Here is a 14,991-nt window from a genome sequence, read left to right as displayed (position 1 = left end):
GAAGGGGTGGAGTGGGTGATGGTGGGGGTGTTATTCTGGGGAACAGGTGACGAGGAAAGAGGGTGATTGAGGTGGTCGGCACGGACGGGAGCAGCTAATCATCCAGTCAGGAGCGAGCGGTGCTTGTGCAGTCCTCCTTATCACACAACGTTCTCACGACGGTTAGCCATCACACGTTCAATCACTTCGATTAGAGTAGCCTTCTCGACGGGCTTAGCAATGTAGTCATCCATTCCCGCAGCCAGGAACTTATCTTTGTCTCCGGCCATGGCATACGCTGTCATTGCGATTATTGGAATCTTAGACCTTGTTCCGAAACGTGAAGCGTTTCGAATTGTCTTCGTCGCCTCCACTCCATCCATATTGGGCATCTGGATATCCATGAAAACCATGTCAAAATCATTCTCAGCAAGCAATTTTAAGGCTTCAAGACCATCTTGCGCAGTGAAGACAGTGTATCCCGTTTTTTCCAGCATTCGCTTTGCGGCGAGCTGGCTCACCCTGTCATCTTCAGCCAAAAGAATCCGCATGGGGATTCTAACTGGTTGCACGGCAACAGATAATGACTGTCTAGTGGCTTGATCTGCGCCATGAGGCATAGCGAAAGGAAGACTTAAATATATTGTTGTACCACCGTCAACATTGTTGTCAATCGAGAGAACGCCACCCATCATATTTACAAGTTTAAATACTATAGAGAGGCCTAAACCAGCGCCCTGGAAGCGCCGCGTGTATGTATCCTCACCCTGGGTAAAGGGTTCAAAAATATTTCTTAACATACTATCTGGGATACCAATGCCACTATCACTCACGGAAAATAGCAATCGCACCTTGGCCGGCTTCTGCACTTGAATAAGCCTTATGTCTACTGCAACAAACCCTTTGTCAGTAAATTTTATGGCATTGCCTACAAGATTAAAGAGAACCTGACGCAGGCGGACCTCATCGCCAATAAGACTCGATGGCGTCTGGTCATCAATGGAGAACTGTAGCGACAGATTCTTTTCTTTGGCAGGAATGGCGAACAGATCCAAAACAGAATCTCTAAGATTTCCCACGGTGAAAACCAAGTTCTGAATGACGAGTTTACCTGCTTCGATCCGCGAAAGATCGAGGATGTCCGAGAGAAGCAGGGTCAAACGCCTGGAAGACTGTACAGCAGCAAGCAGATATTCACTTTGCTCTTCATCAAGGTTAGTGTTTTCTAGAAGCTGAAGCATGCCTAGCACACCATTTAGGGGCGTACGGATTTCATGGCTCATATTTGCCAAGAATTCAGACTTTGATGTATTTGCGTTCTCTGCCGCTTCCTTTGCCTTTACAAGCTCAAGACTAGCGTTATGTTGGTCCGTTACATCTCGAAAAACCACCGCGAACTGTCCTCTCTGCGGAGAGTAAGCACTAACTTCGAAATGACGGTTTAGTGCCTTGCTGTAATTTTCTATTCTCAGAGGGGCACCTTCCATCGCCACTTTTCCGTAAAGATCAACCCAATAGCTTTCAGTATTTGGGAGCACCTCCATAACTGTTCGACCCAGCACATTTTCAATCTTAAGTCCAGTAATTGATTCAAATGCTGGGTTCATAGCCAGAAAACGGTAGTCCACGGGATGCCCATCAGCACCCAGAATGATTTCATGTAAAGCGAATGCATCAAGTTGAGCTGTAAACAACGAACGATACCGCTCCTCGCTAATCTTAAGCGCCTCCTCTGCTTCTCGACGCTTGGAGACATCTTCAAGAGTTGCGATAACCTCTGTCGGAGCCTCATGCCGAACAGGATTGAAAATTACGCGTAAAGCGGTTTCCTTGTTGCCGGTCACTGAAACATAAATATCCTCATATGTAGCGCACTCGCCAGACAAAGCTCTTCCAATCGCTTCACGCATTTTTAGAGTGCTCTGCCTTGCCGTATTAAAACCTATCAAATCGGCCCGAGTCGACCCCATCAACTCAACGAACTTGTCGTTGCAATCGAGTATTGTTCCATCATTTGAGAATCGAATCATTCCAAGGGGCGAATTTTCGAATATTACGCGATGCCTGTGCTCACTGTCCAAAATTACTTCCTGTTGCGACTGCACTTGTTTCAACGTCGCAGAAAGTATTGACGTCATCTTCCGATGATTTGCATATGCAACACTAATAAGCGCAAGAAGAATCAACGCCCCCGCCATGAGCGCAATCAGCACCCTTCCCTGGCTTTTCTGTTCCATATAGCGCAAAATCAACTCATCCTCGCCCCGCTCATATGAAGCCACCAACTCGCTGCAGTCTACGCTGTCAATGTAGCGGCTGAAAATTTCTGCAAGAATTTTGTGTTGATCCGTTTTTGTCAAATAATAAGAATACTTTCTTGGAAATTCTTTGACAGTATACATTAGTTCAATATCAAAGTATTCAAGATTTGAACGGTCCTCCAGGAAAACATTGATGTTTTGCAGCCCAACATCAACAACACCGTTCCTAATTCCACTATAAAGCTCCTCCTGCCCAGGGAAAACAACTATTCGCGCTTGGTCAACAATCGACTGAACAAGTGGCACTATCGCCGACTCCTTAACCACTCCGACTGAGTAGCACGACAAATCATCTAGACTGTTAATCTTGACATGCCGTGTCTTTTTTGAAATACATCCATAATGTGAATTATAATACGTACTAGTAAAAATTCCCCTCGCCGAACGCTGGTCATTGATGCTAACAGGCAAAAGTACATCGACATCCCCCTTATTAAACAACTCAACTTTTTCAGACCAAAGCATCCCTTCAACATGTATAAATTGATATTTAAGGCCAATGCCTTGAGCCATGCTCACAAACAGGTCAACGCTGATACCTTTATACAATTTATTTGGAACATCATAATACGATATTGGGATGAAATTGTCATCTACCATGACTCTAAGCGGTTGCAAATTTTTAATAAACTCACTTTCGTCCGCATTCAATTCAAACCTTTTTACCTGCCTGACCGAAGAGCCATAAGCCACAGAATGACTGTGGATCGTAAACACAGATTGCACAACTACAATATACACGATAAATCGAAATACATGCCAAACCATCATATTGAAATCCTTTGCGGCGGTTTGTTCAAGGCATCTATGTCATCCGTTTGCTGATGGCTCCTGCCCAAAATACAGACTCCTCTTTTATACCATGCCAACCAGTTTCAAGGCAATCTCTCACTCCAGAACAGATGGAAATTTGTTAGTTCGGAGTTGGAGGACCATAGAAGCCCCTGGGATAACTCAGACTGTACATTTTGCATCATCCCAGTCACTTCAAAAAAAAAGGCCCGCCGCGACTCCTCGCGGCGGGCCTTCTTCATTGCCTTGTTCTTGTCTTATCCGGTCCGGTTCGTCAGTCTTCGGCCCGGTCTCTCGGCAGGATCACGTTGAGCAGCACGCCCGCGACGCCCGCCAGGCCGATGCCTTCCAGGTGCACGCCCCAGAACGAGAAGCTCATCTTGCCCATGCCCAGCACCACGATGAGCGCCACGATCACCATGTTGCGCGGCTTCATCAGGTCCTGGCCGTCCTGCACCAGCGAGTTCAAGCCCACCACCATGATGGCCCCGAACAAGAGCAGCATGATCCCGCCCATGACGGGGGCCGGGATGGTCTGCAGAAGCGCCCCCAGCTTGCCGATGAACGCCAGGCCCACGGCCGTCACCGCGCCCCAGGTCATGAGCGCCGGGTTGTAGATCTTGATGAGCGACACCGCGCCCGTCACCTCGGCGTAGGTGGTCAGCGGCGGCCCGCCCAGGAAGCCCGCCAGGCTGGTGGCCACGCCGTCGCCCAGGAGCGAGCGGTGCACGCCGGGCTGGTCGATGTAGTTCTTGCCCGTCACGGAGCCGATGGCCAGCACCGAGCCGATGTGCTCGATGATGGGCGCGATGGCCACGGGCACGATGATCAGCATGGCCTCCACGCTGAACGTGGGCGCGGTGAAGCTGGGCATCTTGAACCACGGCGCGGCCGCCACGGGGGCGAAGTCCACGATGCCCGCCACCAGGCTCGCGCAGTAGCCCGCCGCGATGCCGCAGAGGATGGGGATCAGTTTCAGGATGCCCCGGCCCCGGATGGCCACCAGCACCGTCACGGCCAGGGAGATCATGGAGATCACCAGGGCCTGGTTCTCGGGATAGAGCACCTTGGCCCCGTCGCCGGTCTTGCCCATGGCCATGAACACGCCCACCGGGGCCAGGATCAGGCCGATGACCATGATCACCGGACCCGTCACCACGTGGGGCAGCAGACGCAGAAGAAACGCCGTGCCCTTGGCCTTGATGATCAGCGCCACCGCCACGTACACCAGCCCCACCATGGCCAGCGCGCCCAGGGAGGCCGACGCGCCGTAGCGCTGCGTGCAGAGCATGATGGGGGCGATGAAGGCGAAGGACGATCCCAGGAAGATGGGAATCTGGAACTTGGTGAGCACCTGATAGATCAGGGTGCCCACGCCCGCGGTGAAGAGGGCCACGTTGGGGTCGAGCCCGGTGAGCAGCGGCACGAGCACCAGCGCGCCGAAGGCCACGAAGAGCATCTGCGCTCCCACGGGGAAGTCCCGCAGGCGCAGCACGTAGTCGGGATTGTTGGAAGCCAGGGCCATGGGGGGAGCGCTCCTTTATTTGGTTCCGAAAATCTTGTCGCCCGCGTCGCCGAGCCCGGGCAGGATGTAGCCCACCTCGTTGAGGCGCTCGTCGATGGCTGCCACGTAGACGTGCACGTCGGGGTGCGCGGCCTCCAGCTTGGCCAGGCCCTCGGGGGCGGCCACCAGGAAGAGGCCCTTGATCTTCTTGCAGCCCGCTTCCTTGAGCAGGTCGATGGTGGCGATGAGCGTGCCGCCCGTGGCCAGCATGGGGTCCAGGATGAGCGCCGTGCGTTTCTGGATCTCCTTGGCCAGCTTCACGTAATACTGCACGGGGGCCAGGGTCTCCTCGTTGCGGTACATGCCCACCACCGAGACCTTGGCCCCGGGGATCATGTCCAGCACGCCGTCCATCATGCCCAGACCCGCGCGCAGGATGGGCACCACGGTGATCTTCTTGCCCTTGATCTGCTCCACTTCCACGGAGCCGGCCCAGCCCTGCACGGTCTTCTTCTCGGTCTTGAGGTCCTTGGTGGCCTCGTAGGTCAGAAGCCTGGCCACTTCCCCGGCCAGGTCGCGGAAGCTCTTGGTGCTCACGCCGTCCTGACGCAGAATGCCCAGCTTGTGCCGCACCAGGGGATGATCGACCACGGTTACCGGCATGCCCCCCTCCTTGGTTGGTGATTTGTCAAACGCGCAAAACTTTGGAATTTTGCCGACTGAAAGGGTAGAGGTCAAGGGGGTGCGCGCGCGGGGATCGTCGTAAGCGCGTCAGGGCTCGTCCACTCCCAGGTCGCGGCAGATCTTTCGTGCCAGCAGGTCGGAGATCTCGGTGTGCCGGGGCACGGCGGAGCGCCTGCCCGTGGCGGAGTTCAGCCGCCAGGAGTGCCTGCCTCCCTCGCGGAGCAGTTCGCACCCCTGGCGGGGGAGATGCTTGAGGAGTTGAACGCGCTTCACGCGCGGATCAATGCGCTGGTGAAGCCTGACCCGGCTGCATGGCGCGCATCAATGCGGTTGAACTCGATGGCCTCGCGCAGCGTCTCGCGCAGCGTCTCGAGCAGTTGCTCGCGGGTGGGTTCCTGGCAGTTCACGCCAGGGATTTCCTCCACACAGCCGATCCACCAGTCGCCGTCCTGCCGGATAACGGCGGTGTATTCATTTTTCATGGACATATCCCTGCAAGCGATAGAACCCTCGATTAACACCGTGCCCGGAAAAGTCATCCCGCGCGCTTCCGAAAAAACGCCCGCCCCGTTCACGACGCTTGACATGCCCCCCGAAAGGCTTACATGGGGTGTCAGCGCATCCAAGCGCTCCGGCATGACTGCCTGCGAGGCGGAGGCCAGCTGCAAGCCCCGCCCATCCCAACCAGACTGCACCTGCCGCACCACCAGTTTCCCCGTGAGAGCCTTCCTGACCGCGAAAGCAGCAAAGCGCGTCACGCCAGCTCTTCGCCGTCAACGCGAACCCAAGGATATCCATTGCAATTCGACGATTTCGATCTCCATGCCTCCATTCTCGCCAACGTCGCCAAGCTGGGCTACGAAACCCCCACCCCCATCCAGCGTGAAGCCATCCCCCACGTCAAGCAGCGCCGCGACGTGATGGGCCTGGCCCAGACCGGCACCGGCAAGACCGCCGCCTTCCTGCTCCCCATCATCGACCGCTTCCTGCGCGAGCCCAAGCCCTTGCGCGGCTCCGCCCGCTGCCTGGTGGTGGCCCCCACCCGCGAACTGGCCGAACAGATCGCCCAGAGCGCCAAGGACTACACCGCCGGAATGCGCATGCGCACCGCCACCGTCTACGGCGGCGTGAGCCTTTCCCCCCAGGCCGCCAACCTGCGCCGGGGCGCGGACATCCTGGTGGCCTGCCCCGGCAGGCTCCTGGACCACCTCAACCAGGGCAACGCCAACCTCTCCAGCGTGGAGGTCCTGGTGCTCGACGAAGCCGACCACATGTTCGACATGGGCTTCCTCCCCGACATCCGCAAGATCCTGGCCAAGCTCCCCGCCGAGCGCCAGACCCTGCTCTTCTCGGCCACCATGCCCGAATCCATCCGCGGCCTGGCGGGCGAGACCCTCAAGGACCCGGCCCTGGTGAAGATCGGCCACGCCAAGCCCGCCCAGACCATCGAGCAGCGCCTCTACCCCGTGCCCCAGCACCTCAAGACCAAGCTGCTGCTCAACCTGCTGGGCAAAGCGGACGACGGCTCCGTGCTCGTCTTCGCGCGCACCAAGCACCGCGCCAAGCGCCTGGCCGAACAGCTCTGCCGCCAGGGACACCAGGCCGCCTGCATCCAGGGCAACCTCTCCCAGAACCAGCGCCAGAAGGCCATGGACGGTTTCCGCGACGGCCGCTATTCCGTGCTGGTGGCCACCGACATCGCCGCCCGGGGCATCGACGTTTCCCGCGTGGCCCACGTGATCAACTACGACCTGCCCGACACCCCCGAGACCTACACCCACCGCGTGGGCCGCACCGGCCGCGCCGAGCGCGAGGGTCAGGCCCACTCCCTGATCACCCACGAGGACACCTCCATGGTGCGGGCCATCGAGCGCCTGCTGGGCAAGGCCATCGAGCGCCGCAAGGTGGAAGGCTTCGACTACGGCGCGGTAGCCCCCGACCGCGACACCGAATTCCAGCGCCCTCCCCTGCCCGGACGCGGACAGGCCCGCGCCCCCAGGCCCCAGGCCTCCCAGCCCGCCCGCCAGGGCGGCATGGCCGCCAAACCGGGCGTGCGCCAGGGCGGTGAACCCGCCCGTCAGGGCCAGTCCGGCGTGCGCCAGGGCGGAGAACCCGCCAGGGCGCCCCGCCAGGGAGGCATGGCCGCCCAGCCCGGAACGCGCCAGGCCGCCGAGCCCCGCGCCCAGGCCGCGGCTCCCAAGGCCCGGCCCCGCCCGCAGGCTCCCGTCCAGGCCCAGGGCATCGACGAGGATTCCATCGGCAACCGCATGCCCGTCCGCCAGGGCCAGGGCGGCAAGCCCCGCCAGGGCGGCGTGGAGGGCAACATCACCCGCCAGGGCGGCGTGATGGCCGCAGCGTCCGCGGACGACGCCCAGGAAAAGAACTACAACACCGAGGCCGCTTCCCACAGTCTCGTGAGCGGCTGGCTGGGCCAGGACAACTTCGTGATGGTGCAGCCGCCCCAGCCGCGCATCCACGGCGACTACGACGGCAACCACGCCGGGAACCGCAACGCCGGACGGGGCGTCAGGCGCGCCGGAAGCCAGTCCGGGGACCAGGGCAACGCCCACGGGGGCGGCGGGTTCTACGGCCGCGCCACCGAGGTGGCGGGCAACGCCAACCGCTACCAGGACAAGCGCCGCAAGGAAGCCTCCGGCAACGGCCCCCGCGCGGGCCAGGGCAACCGCCGGGGCACGCGCCGCGGCGGCGGCCAGAGCGCCTAGCGCTCGACGCCCGGCGGGGTGACTCCCGCAGGGTTTTGATGTAACGAAAAAAGGGCCTCACGGCCCTTTTTTCGTTGCGCCACCCCTAAGAGGGGATTCGCCGGAGCCGTTCGCAGGCGGCAAAGCCGCCCTGCTCCAGGCTGCGCCACGCGCGGGACTGCAGACCCCGTCTGCGGCCTCATGGGCCAGACGGCCCTTGGTTCATAGCCCCCCCGCCGTCCGCACGCAGGGGAAAGGAGTCCGTCCCCATGCGCCAACGCTCCGCCCCCCCTTGCGCCGCGTCTTCCCGGTCGGCCGCCTCGACCTCCCACATCGCATCCTCCAGGATATCCCTCCCGTGCTGACCGCCGTCATCCAGGGCAAGCGGCGCGGCACGGGCCTCTCCGGCGGCGGCTGGGACTCCTCCGAGGCCGTGGGCGCGGAAGACATTCTCACCGCCACGGTCTTCGAGCGGCTGGGCTATCTCCCCGACGACGTGTTCGCGGACTTCCTGGACCGCCTGCTGGGCCTGGACCATCCGGCGGGCACGCTCAACGAGGCCGAGTTCTGGCCCATGTGGTCCACGGGGCAACGCGGCGTGGAGCCTGATGTGGTGCTGGATTGCACCGAAAGGGACATCCTCGTGGAGGCCAAGCGCCGCGACGGCGTGCCGCAGCAGATGGCCGAGCAACTGGCCCGGGAGCTGACCGCCGGATGGAACGAAGGCAGGCTGCGCCCGGACACGGTGCTCCTGGCCGTGGGAGGGCACGCCGACGAGGACGACGCTGTCTGGGAATTGGAGCTGCGCGACGCCGTGGACGCCTGCCTGCCCCGGATGGACGGCGGGTTTGAACTGGCCTGTCGCAGCTGGAGGCAGGTGTTCCAGGCCCTGAGGCTGTCCGTGGAAGCCGCGCAGGACGAAGGGGGGCCCCTCCGGAGGCTGCTGGGCGACATCGCCAAGGTCTACGACTGGCACGGCGTACGCCTCCAGGCGATGCGCTGGCTGGATGGGCTCGAACCGCTTGAGGTCCGCGCCGCTTCCTTTCCCCGGGGTCTCTTCGCGCCGGACTCCGGGCCTGTCCCGCCCCCGATGCCGGAGCAACCCTCCGCGACGCTCCGCCCCTTGTCCCGGTTCGACCCGCCTGCGCTGACCATCTCGGCCTTTCCGAAAATCACCTGGAGCACCACCTCATGAGCACTTCCCTGACCGACGCCCTGCTGAACGTGCGCACCGCCTACCGCCTGCTGGCCGACTACCAGCAGCACCTCGTCGAACTCCTGGCGTTCGTCCGCAAGGAGCTGGGCGCGACCACCTACCACCAGAACTACCGCAACGCCGTGCCGCGCGGCTTCGACAGGCTGGAACTGAGCGACGACGCCGGGCGTCGCTTCCTGCCCTTCAACGACATCTCCGTTCTCTGGATCAAGCCAGCCGGGCAGCAGCAGGACCCGATCCACCAGCACGAGGCCGGCGACCTGCTCATCGACGTCTGGGTGCGCAGCGACACGGGCAACGGCCTGGACAAAGAGCCCGAGGCCCCCGTGGACAAAAGCGCGAGCGAACTGCGCTTCTATTTCTACGCGTGCAGCGATCCGGACGGTGAGGACAGGAACTGGTTTTACAGCGTCTGGCGAAGCTCCGACTATCCCCGACGCGGCGAGTTGGCCGCACACAAATCCCTGCCGGGCTATAAGATTTACGCCGACGCCCTGAACCTGGAGGACCTTGGCGACAAGGCGTCGGCACGTAAGGCCGTGGCGGCCATGAGGGAGCGCGCCTCGGCGAAACTGGGCCAGCCCGTCTGAAGTGGGCGCGCCTCAGAAATCCTCGTCCAGGAGCTCCTTTCCGGCCTTTTCGTGCACGGTCCAGCCCCTGGCCGCGAAGAGAGAGCGCACCTTCTGGCTCACCGTGCCCGTCACCCACAGCTCCACCGGCCCCGCGCCCACGCGCTCGCGCCCGGCCTCGATGTCCGTGGCCAGGCGGGCCACGTCGGGGGTCCAGCAGAGGTGGTCCAGGGGGAAGCAGAGCACCAGCCTGCCAGAGGCCGCCTTGGCCCCGGCCAGCCGCCCCAGGGCCACGAAGCCCTTGAGGGCGTCCACCTTGCGGGCGTAGCCCGCGTACATGCGGGCCATGCGCGTGCGGAACAGGGCCTGGTCCTGGTTTTCGGTGGAGGCGGCCAGGCGCAGGAACACGTCCAGCCCGCCCGGGCCGCCCATGGCCGAAAGGGCGCGCACCGTGAGGGTCTGCTGGGTGGGCGTGTACTCACGGTTGTCCATGAAGGCGGTGGCCGGTCCCGAAGGCGTCTTCAGGCGCTCCAGGTCCGCGCGGTTCTTCATGCGCAGGTCGCTCGGGGGCTGGGCCAGGTCCACCTCGCCCAGCCAGTTCACGCTGGAGACGCCCGACACCGCCAGCCCCACGCCTCCGGGTATCAGCGCTTTCAGGCCCATGGAGGTCAGCTGCCCGGTGTACCCGGCGGCGGCCAGGTCCGAGAGGCGCTTCCGCAGGGGCTCGTTGGTGGTGTAGGGGTCCACCCCGAAGGCCACGGCCAGGGCGCGCCGCGTCGAGGCGAAGCCCGTGAGTTTGGCCCCCGTGGAGTCCTCGTGGTTGCTTGGCGGGCTGCCGGAGATGCCTTCCTCGGCGCGCGCGAAGAGCTTGCCCACGCCCGAGGCGGCGCTCTCCAGGGTCTCCACCGGCGAGGTGACCAGGTTGGCCACGCCCTTGAGCACGCTCTCGCCCCCCTCCAGCACGCTCTTGCCGAACTGCTCGCCCCCGGCCACCTTGTCCATGGCGGCCATGGCCTCGAACTCGCGCACGCGCACGGCCAGCAGCGCCGTGGAGACCACGCGGTAGGGCCCGTAGCGCGAACGCACCCGGTAGGTGTTCATGTAGCCGTCGTTCTCCACCTGCTCTTCCACGCGATGGTGCGGCCCGGAGAGCAGCTCCGGGGGCAGGATGCGCGAGGCGCTCAGGTTGTAGGGGGTCTCGAAGGCTTCGGAGAGCTTGGCGGCCAGCGCCGACAACGGGCAAAGGAGAAAGGCCAGGGCGAGAAGGAGGAGCGGGTGGCTGGAGGCGCGAGGCCGGGGCATCGGGGGTCCTTCTCGCTGGAGTGTGCCCGGGAGGGCCGATGCTTCGGATAGCGAAGGAGCGGGGCCTGCGTCAACCGCCGCCCGTTCCCGGCGGGTAGGAGCGCACGGTGGCCTGCCCCGAGAGGGCCAGCTCCGCCCAGCGGGCCATGGCCTCCAGCTCCTCAAGGCCCGTGACGGTCACCAGCGGGGCCAGGGCCTGCGTGAGTCGGCCGATCTCTCCCGTCAGCCAGGCGGACCGGGCCATGCCGCCCGTGAGCACCACCGCGTCGGGCCTGCCCTCCAGGGCCGCGCCCGTGGACCACAACGCCCTGGCCACGCCGTAGGCCAGGGCGCGCAGCACCAGGCCCGAGCGGGCGTCGCCCGCCTCCATGGCCGCCTGGGCGGCCCGCGGGTCGTCCGTGCCCAAAAGCCCCAGGAGCCCGCCGCCGCTCACGATCTGGCGGCGCAGGTCGGCCGGAGAGCGCTCACCGCGCTCGATCAGGTCCAGGACCGGCAGCAGGGGCACGGCCCCGGAGCGTTGGGGCGAGAGCGGCCCCTCGCCGTCGATGGCGTTGGTCACGTCCACGACGCGGCCCAGGCGGTGCGCGCCCACCGAGACGCCCCCGCCCAGGTGGGCCACGGCCAGCCGGGCGGACGCGTAGTCCAGGCCCAGGCGGCGCGCAGCCTCGCGGGCCGCGCCGCGCTGGCTCAGGGCGTGGAAGATCACCCGGCGCTCCACCCCGGGCAGCCCCGTGACCCGTGCCGCGTCCTCCATCTCGTCGGTGACGGGCGGGTCCGCGATCACGGCCGGGCACCCGGCGCGGAGCGCGTATTCCCGGGCCATGAAGGCCCCCAGGTTGCTGGCGTGCTCGCCGCGCGGGGCCAGGCGCAGCTCCGCGAGCATGGCCTCGTCCACGGCCCAGACCCCGCCGGGCAGCGGGGCCAGGAAGCCGCCGCGCCCGATGACCATCTCCAGGGGGCCTGTCTCGCCCAGGAGGGCGTCCAGGGCGGCCATGCGCGCGGGCAATTGATCGACTACGCGCGCGAAGCGGGCCAGTTCCCCGGCGGGATGCCCTGCCTCCACGGAGCGCACGAGCGCCCCGTCCTCGAAGAGGGCTGCCTTGGTGGAGGTGGAGCCGGGGTTCACGGCCAGGATGCGCGCGGGAGCCATGGACGCAGTGTGGTGCAAACGGGCCGCGCGGTCAACGCCCGGGCCGAGCCCCCCCCGGCCAGGCCTCGGGCTACGCCGAAGACGGGACGGGGCCTGGCTGCGGCGATCCCCGCGCCCCTTGGCAGGTCCGCCTCCCGGGGGTATGCTGCGCCGCCGCACCCCAAGGAGGCCCACGCCATGCCTATCGTGATGACCCGCGCCGCCGACTACCAGGACTGCCAGGACGCCGTGCGCCGCGCCTTCGAGCTGTTCCCCCTGCCCCTGGCCGGGGCGAAGGTGATGATCAAGCCCAACGTGCTGCGCCCTGCCCGCCCAGAAGAGGCCGTCACCACCCATCCGGCCGTGTTGGAGGCCGTGGTGCGCTGCGTGGAGGAGCATGGCCCGGCCTGCGTCACCGTTGGCGACAACCCCGGCCTGCACGGCTACGGGGCCAACGAGGCCAGTTTCGAGCGCTGCGGGCTCATGGAGGCCGCACGCGGCCACTACCGCAACATCGGCCAGGACGCCGTGGAAGTCCCCTTTGCCGAGGGATACGGCGGCAGGCTTCAGGTTTCGCGCGCGGTGATGGAATCCGACGTGTTCATCAGCGTGCCCAAGTTCAAGACCCACGGGCTCACGGGCATCACGGGGGCCATCAAGAACAGCTACGGCATCCTGCCCGGGGCGCAGAAGGCCCAGCTGCACCGCCTGGCCGGGGGTCATGAGCGCTTCCACCACGTGGTCACGGACGTCTTCCGCCTGCGCGCGCCCGACCTGGTGATCATGGACGCCGTGCTGGGCATGCAGGGCAACGGCCCCGCCTCCAAGGACCTGCGCTGGGTGGGCCGCGTGCTGGCCTCGGACTCGTCCGTGGCCCTGGATGCGGTGATGGCGCGCATGATGGGCATCGACCCGGCCCGCCTGCCCTTCCTGGTCCGCGCCCGGGATCTGGGCCTGGGTTCCTTCGACCACGCCGACGTGGAGCTCGACGGCGAACTCCTGCTGCTGGAAGGCTTCCGCCACCCGCCCCTGGACGACGCGGCCCAGGGCCACGCCGACGGCCTGCGCCGCATCCTGGAGGAACGCGCCCTGGCCCGCCCCGTGGTGGACGCCGCCGCCTGCACCGGCTGCGGCACCTGCGCGGCCCAGTGCCCGGCCCAGGCCCTCGCAATGGAGGACGGCCTGCCCGTGGTGGACGCGCAGGCCTGCATCGCCTGCTACTGCTGCCAGGAAATGTGCCCGGAGAAGGCCATCGCCCTCAAGGCCGCCCAGTGCCCGGGGTGCGCGGGGCGCTGAGGCCTAGGCCCCGGCGCACCCGGCGTGCTTGAGGTCGCGCCCGTCCACGATGAAGCCCACGCTCTCGGCCACGTTGGCGCAGCGGTCGCAGACGCGTTTGACCGAATAGGCCACGAAGGAGAGCTGCATGGAGCGCTCCATGGCCTCGGGTCCGGCGACCATCAGTGCGGAAAGCTCCCGGAAGGCCTTCACGTGGAGCCCGTGCACGGCCAGGTTCTCCTTGCGCACCGCGCTGGCCAGCTCCGCCGAGCCCTCGGTCCAGGCGCGGCGCGTGGCGGCGTAGAGCTCCAGGCAGGCCCCGGTCATGGTCCACAGAGCGGGGGTGTCCGCGTGCGCCGGGCTCTCCAGCAGCACGAGGCTGCGCTCCGCGATGTTCACGGCCTCGTCCGCGATGCGCTCCAGGTTGGATGCCACGCGCATGGACCCCACCAGCAGCCGCAGGTCCCGGGCCACGGGCTGGCGCAGGGCCAGCAGGCGCAGGCAAAGCCTCTCGGCGCGGCATTCGAGGGAGTCCACGACGTCGTCGTTGTCCATGCATTCCTGGGCCGGAGCGGCTTGGCGCTCCCGCACCGAGCGCAGGGCCTTTTCCAGCGACTCCCCGGCCCTGGCCGTCATTTCGCCCATGAGCACCCGCAGCCTGAGCAGTTCATCATCGAATTCGTTGTGCATGCGTTCTCCAGTCCCCCGCGCCGACCGTTACGTCAAACGCCTCCGCGGTTCAAGAACCAACCCCGCAGCGCGGAGCCCGCCAGGAATTCCACGTCCCCGGCGGGAGCCGCCGCCAGGGCGCTGCCGGGCAGGGCGTGCACGCAGGCCTTGTTGAGGAAGACCACCCGTCTGGCCCCGGGCGGCGCGCCCGCCAACAGCGCGGCGGCCACGGCCTCCAGGGTCCGGGCGTCCACGGCGTTCCCGGGGGAGAGACCGGCCGAGAGTCCCAGGGCCAGGGGATCGGCCGAGGCCTCGTCCAGGGGCATGCCCAGGGCGTCCAGGCCCAGCACCGCCACCACCACCCCGGCCCATTCGGGCGCGGGCGCGAACGGCCCCGAGGGCAGTGGCCTGCCCCCCGAGGCGCCCAGCTCCACGAACACCCTGTGCGCCCCGAAGCGCCCGGCCACGTCGGGGATCTCGTCCGGGTCCAGGGCCTGGGCCAGGCCGGTTTCGGGGTGCGCGTCCCGGGCCAGGGTGAGCATGGTGTAGGCCGGGGGCCGCCCGCCCCGGGCCGTGAGGAAGACGTTGCGACCCGGCAGGGGCGAACCCTCGGAGGCCGCCAGGAGCACGCGCTCGCCCCATCCGGCCATCTGCCGCGCCAGGGCGCGCATCAGGGCCGTCTTGCCGCCCGAGCCCAGGAGCGCCACGAAGCGCTCCTCCGGCTTCAGAAGTTCGCGCAGTGGGAGCATGCCCGAGCCGGGGGCCTGCTCCGCGCCCTGCCCCACCGAAACGCCGCGCAACACGCCCCGTCGGATGACATCGCGAAAAAACTTGGATATGCTTGCGGAA

General features: G+C 64.8%; 13 protein-coding genes. 4 read left to right on the top strand and 9 right to left on the bottom strand.

The features are described 5' to 3' along the window. Window positions 1-140: 140 nt before the first annotated feature. From NNJEOMEG_RS05230 to NNJEOMEG_RS20310, 5 genes are all read right to left on the bottom strand, one after another. Entirely contained in the window at window positions 141-3,071 is a 2,931-nt protein-coding gene (locus NNJEOMEG_RS05230) for a response regulator (RefSeq protein WP_173082008.1), read from the bottom strand. Between the two features lie 295 nt (window positions 3,072-3,366). Further along, on the bottom strand, window positions 3,367-4,617 hold the full coding sequence (locus NNJEOMEG_RS05225) for a uracil-xanthine permease family protein (RefSeq protein ID WP_173082007.1): 1,251 nt from the start codon (window positions 4,615-4,617) through the stop codon (window positions 3,367-3,369). A 15-nt stretch (window positions 4,618-4,632) separates the two neighbouring features. Beyond that, complete coding sequence (upp, locus tag NNJEOMEG_RS05220) at window positions 4,633-5,259, bottom strand: uracil phosphoribosyltransferase (protein ID WP_173082004.1); 627 nt, start codon at window positions 5,257-5,259, stop codon at window positions 4,633-4,635. 108 nt (window positions 5,260-5,367) lie between these two features. Further along, the gene (locus tag NNJEOMEG_RS05215; protein WP_173082002.1) at window positions 5,368-5,553 is read right to left on the bottom strand and encodes an addiction module toxin, HicA family; all 186 of its coding nucleotides are present in this window, start codon (window positions 5,551-5,553) and stop codon (window positions 5,368-5,370) included. Then, window positions 5,550-6,038: a type II toxin-antitoxin system HicB family antitoxin gene (locus NNJEOMEG_RS20310; RefSeq protein WP_217270480.1), complete on the bottom strand. Its 489-nt coding sequence runs from the start codon at window positions 6,036-6,038 to the stop codon at window positions 5,550-5,552. The genes NNJEOMEG_RS05215 and NNJEOMEG_RS20310 overlap by 4 nt, the downstream gene beginning before the upstream one ends. A gap of 39 nt (window positions 6,039-6,077) precedes the next feature. Between NNJEOMEG_RS20310 and NNJEOMEG_RS05205 the strand changes: the two genes are divergently transcribed. The 3 genes from NNJEOMEG_RS05205 (at window position 6,078) to NNJEOMEG_RS05195 (ending at window position 9,788) form a co-directional block, all read left to right on the top strand. Further along, the gene (locus NNJEOMEG_RS05205; RefSeq protein ID WP_173082000.1) at window positions 6,078-8,003 is read left to right on the top strand and encodes a DEAD/DEAH box helicase; all 1,926 of its coding nucleotides are present in this window, start codon (window positions 6,078-6,080) and stop codon (window positions 8,001-8,003) included. A gap of 337 nt (window positions 8,004-8,340) precedes the next feature. After that, window positions 8,341-9,177 (top strand): hypothetical protein, encoded by an 837-nt coding sequence (locus NNJEOMEG_RS05200; protein WP_173081998.1) that lies wholly within the window; start codon window positions 8,341-8,343, stop codon window positions 9,175-9,177. After that, entirely contained in the window at window positions 9,174-9,788 is a 615-nt protein-coding gene (locus NNJEOMEG_RS05195) for a PM0109 family protein (RefSeq protein WP_173081996.1), read from the top strand. Before NNJEOMEG_RS05200 ends, NNJEOMEG_RS05195 begins: the two co-directional genes overlap by 4 nt. A 12-nt stretch (window positions 9,789-9,800) precedes the next feature. Here NNJEOMEG_RS05195 and NNJEOMEG_RS05190 read toward each other — a convergent pair whose 3' ends face one another. Together NNJEOMEG_RS05190 and buk are read right to left on the bottom strand one after the other, a co-directional pair. After that, window positions 9,801-11,069, bottom strand: a complete 1,269-nt coding sequence (locus tag NNJEOMEG_RS05190) for a hypothetical protein (protein WP_173081994.1) — start codon at window positions 11,067-11,069, stop codon at window positions 9,801-9,803. Window positions 11,070-11,139: 70 nt separating this feature from the next. Further along, entirely contained in the window at window positions 11,140-12,219 is a 1,080-nt protein-coding gene (buk, locus tag NNJEOMEG_RS05185; protein ID WP_173081992.1) for a butyrate kinase, read from the bottom strand. A 177-nt stretch (window positions 12,220-12,396) separates the two neighbouring features. On the opposite strand from buk, the gene NNJEOMEG_RS05180 reads away from it, so the two are divergent. Beyond that, window positions 12,397-13,494, top strand: a complete 1,098-nt coding sequence (locus tag NNJEOMEG_RS05180; RefSeq protein ID WP_173081990.1) for a DUF362 domain-containing protein — start codon at window positions 12,397-12,399, stop codon at window positions 13,492-13,494. 3 nt (window positions 13,495-13,497) lie between these two features. Here NNJEOMEG_RS05180 and phoU read toward each other — a convergent pair whose 3' ends face one another. After that, window positions 13,498-14,163 carry a phosphate signaling complex protein PhoU gene (gene phoU / locus NNJEOMEG_RS05175; RefSeq protein WP_173081988.1) on the bottom strand — a complete coding sequence of 222 codons (666 nt, stop codon included), beginning with the start codon at window positions 14,161-14,163 and terminating at the stop codon, window positions 13,498-13,500. A gap of 32 nt (window positions 14,164-14,195) precedes the next feature. After that, a complete protein-coding gene (locus tag NNJEOMEG_RS05170) occupies window positions 14,196-14,945 on the bottom strand; it encodes a hypothetical protein (RefSeq protein WP_173081986.1) in 750 nt (249 codons plus the stop codon). Window positions 14,946-14,991 lie beyond the last annotated feature (46 nt).

Source organism: Fundidesulfovibrio magnetotacticus (genome assembly GCF_013019105.1).
Classification (GTDB): Bacteria; Desulfobacterota; Desulfovibrionia; order Desulfovibrionales; family Desulfovibrionaceae; genus Fundidesulfovibrio; species Fundidesulfovibrio magnetotacticus.
The sequence above is the reverse complement of the archived record's forward strand: the minus strand, read 5'-3'. Positions and strand labels throughout refer to the sequence as shown.

Bases quoted from the DNA above. Each gene is read 5' to 3' on its own strand.
- NNJEOMEG_RS05230 (WP_173082008.1), bottom strand. From the start codon at position 3,071: ATGATGGTTTGGCATGTATTTCGATTTATCGTGTATATTGTAGTTGTG.
- NNJEOMEG_RS05225 (WP_173082007.1), bottom strand. From the start codon at position 4,617: ATGGCCCTGGCTTCCAACAATCCCGACTACGTGCTGCGCCTGCGGGAC.
- upp (WP_173082004.1), bottom strand. From the start codon at position 5,259: ATGCCGGTAACCGTGGTCGATCATCCCCTGGTGCGGCACAAGCTGGGC.
- NNJEOMEG_RS05195 (WP_173081996.1), top strand. From the start codon at position 9,174: ATGAGCACTTCCCTGACCGACGCCCTGCTGAACGTGCGCACCGCCTAC.
- NNJEOMEG_RS05190 (WP_173081994.1), bottom strand. From the start codon at position 11,069: ATGCCCCGGCCTCGCGCCTCCAGCCACCCGCTCCTCCTTCTCGCCCTG.
- buk (WP_173081992.1), bottom strand. From the start codon at position 12,219: ATGGCTCCCGCGCGCATCCTGGCCGTGAACCCCGGCTCCACCTCCACC.
- NNJEOMEG_RS05180 (WP_173081990.1), top strand. From the start codon at position 12,397: ATGCCTATCGTGATGACCCGCGCCGCCGACTACCAGGACTGCCAGGAC.
- phoU (WP_173081988.1), bottom strand. From the start codon at position 14,163: ATGCACAACGAATTCGATGATGAACTGCTCAGGCTGCGGGTGCTCATG.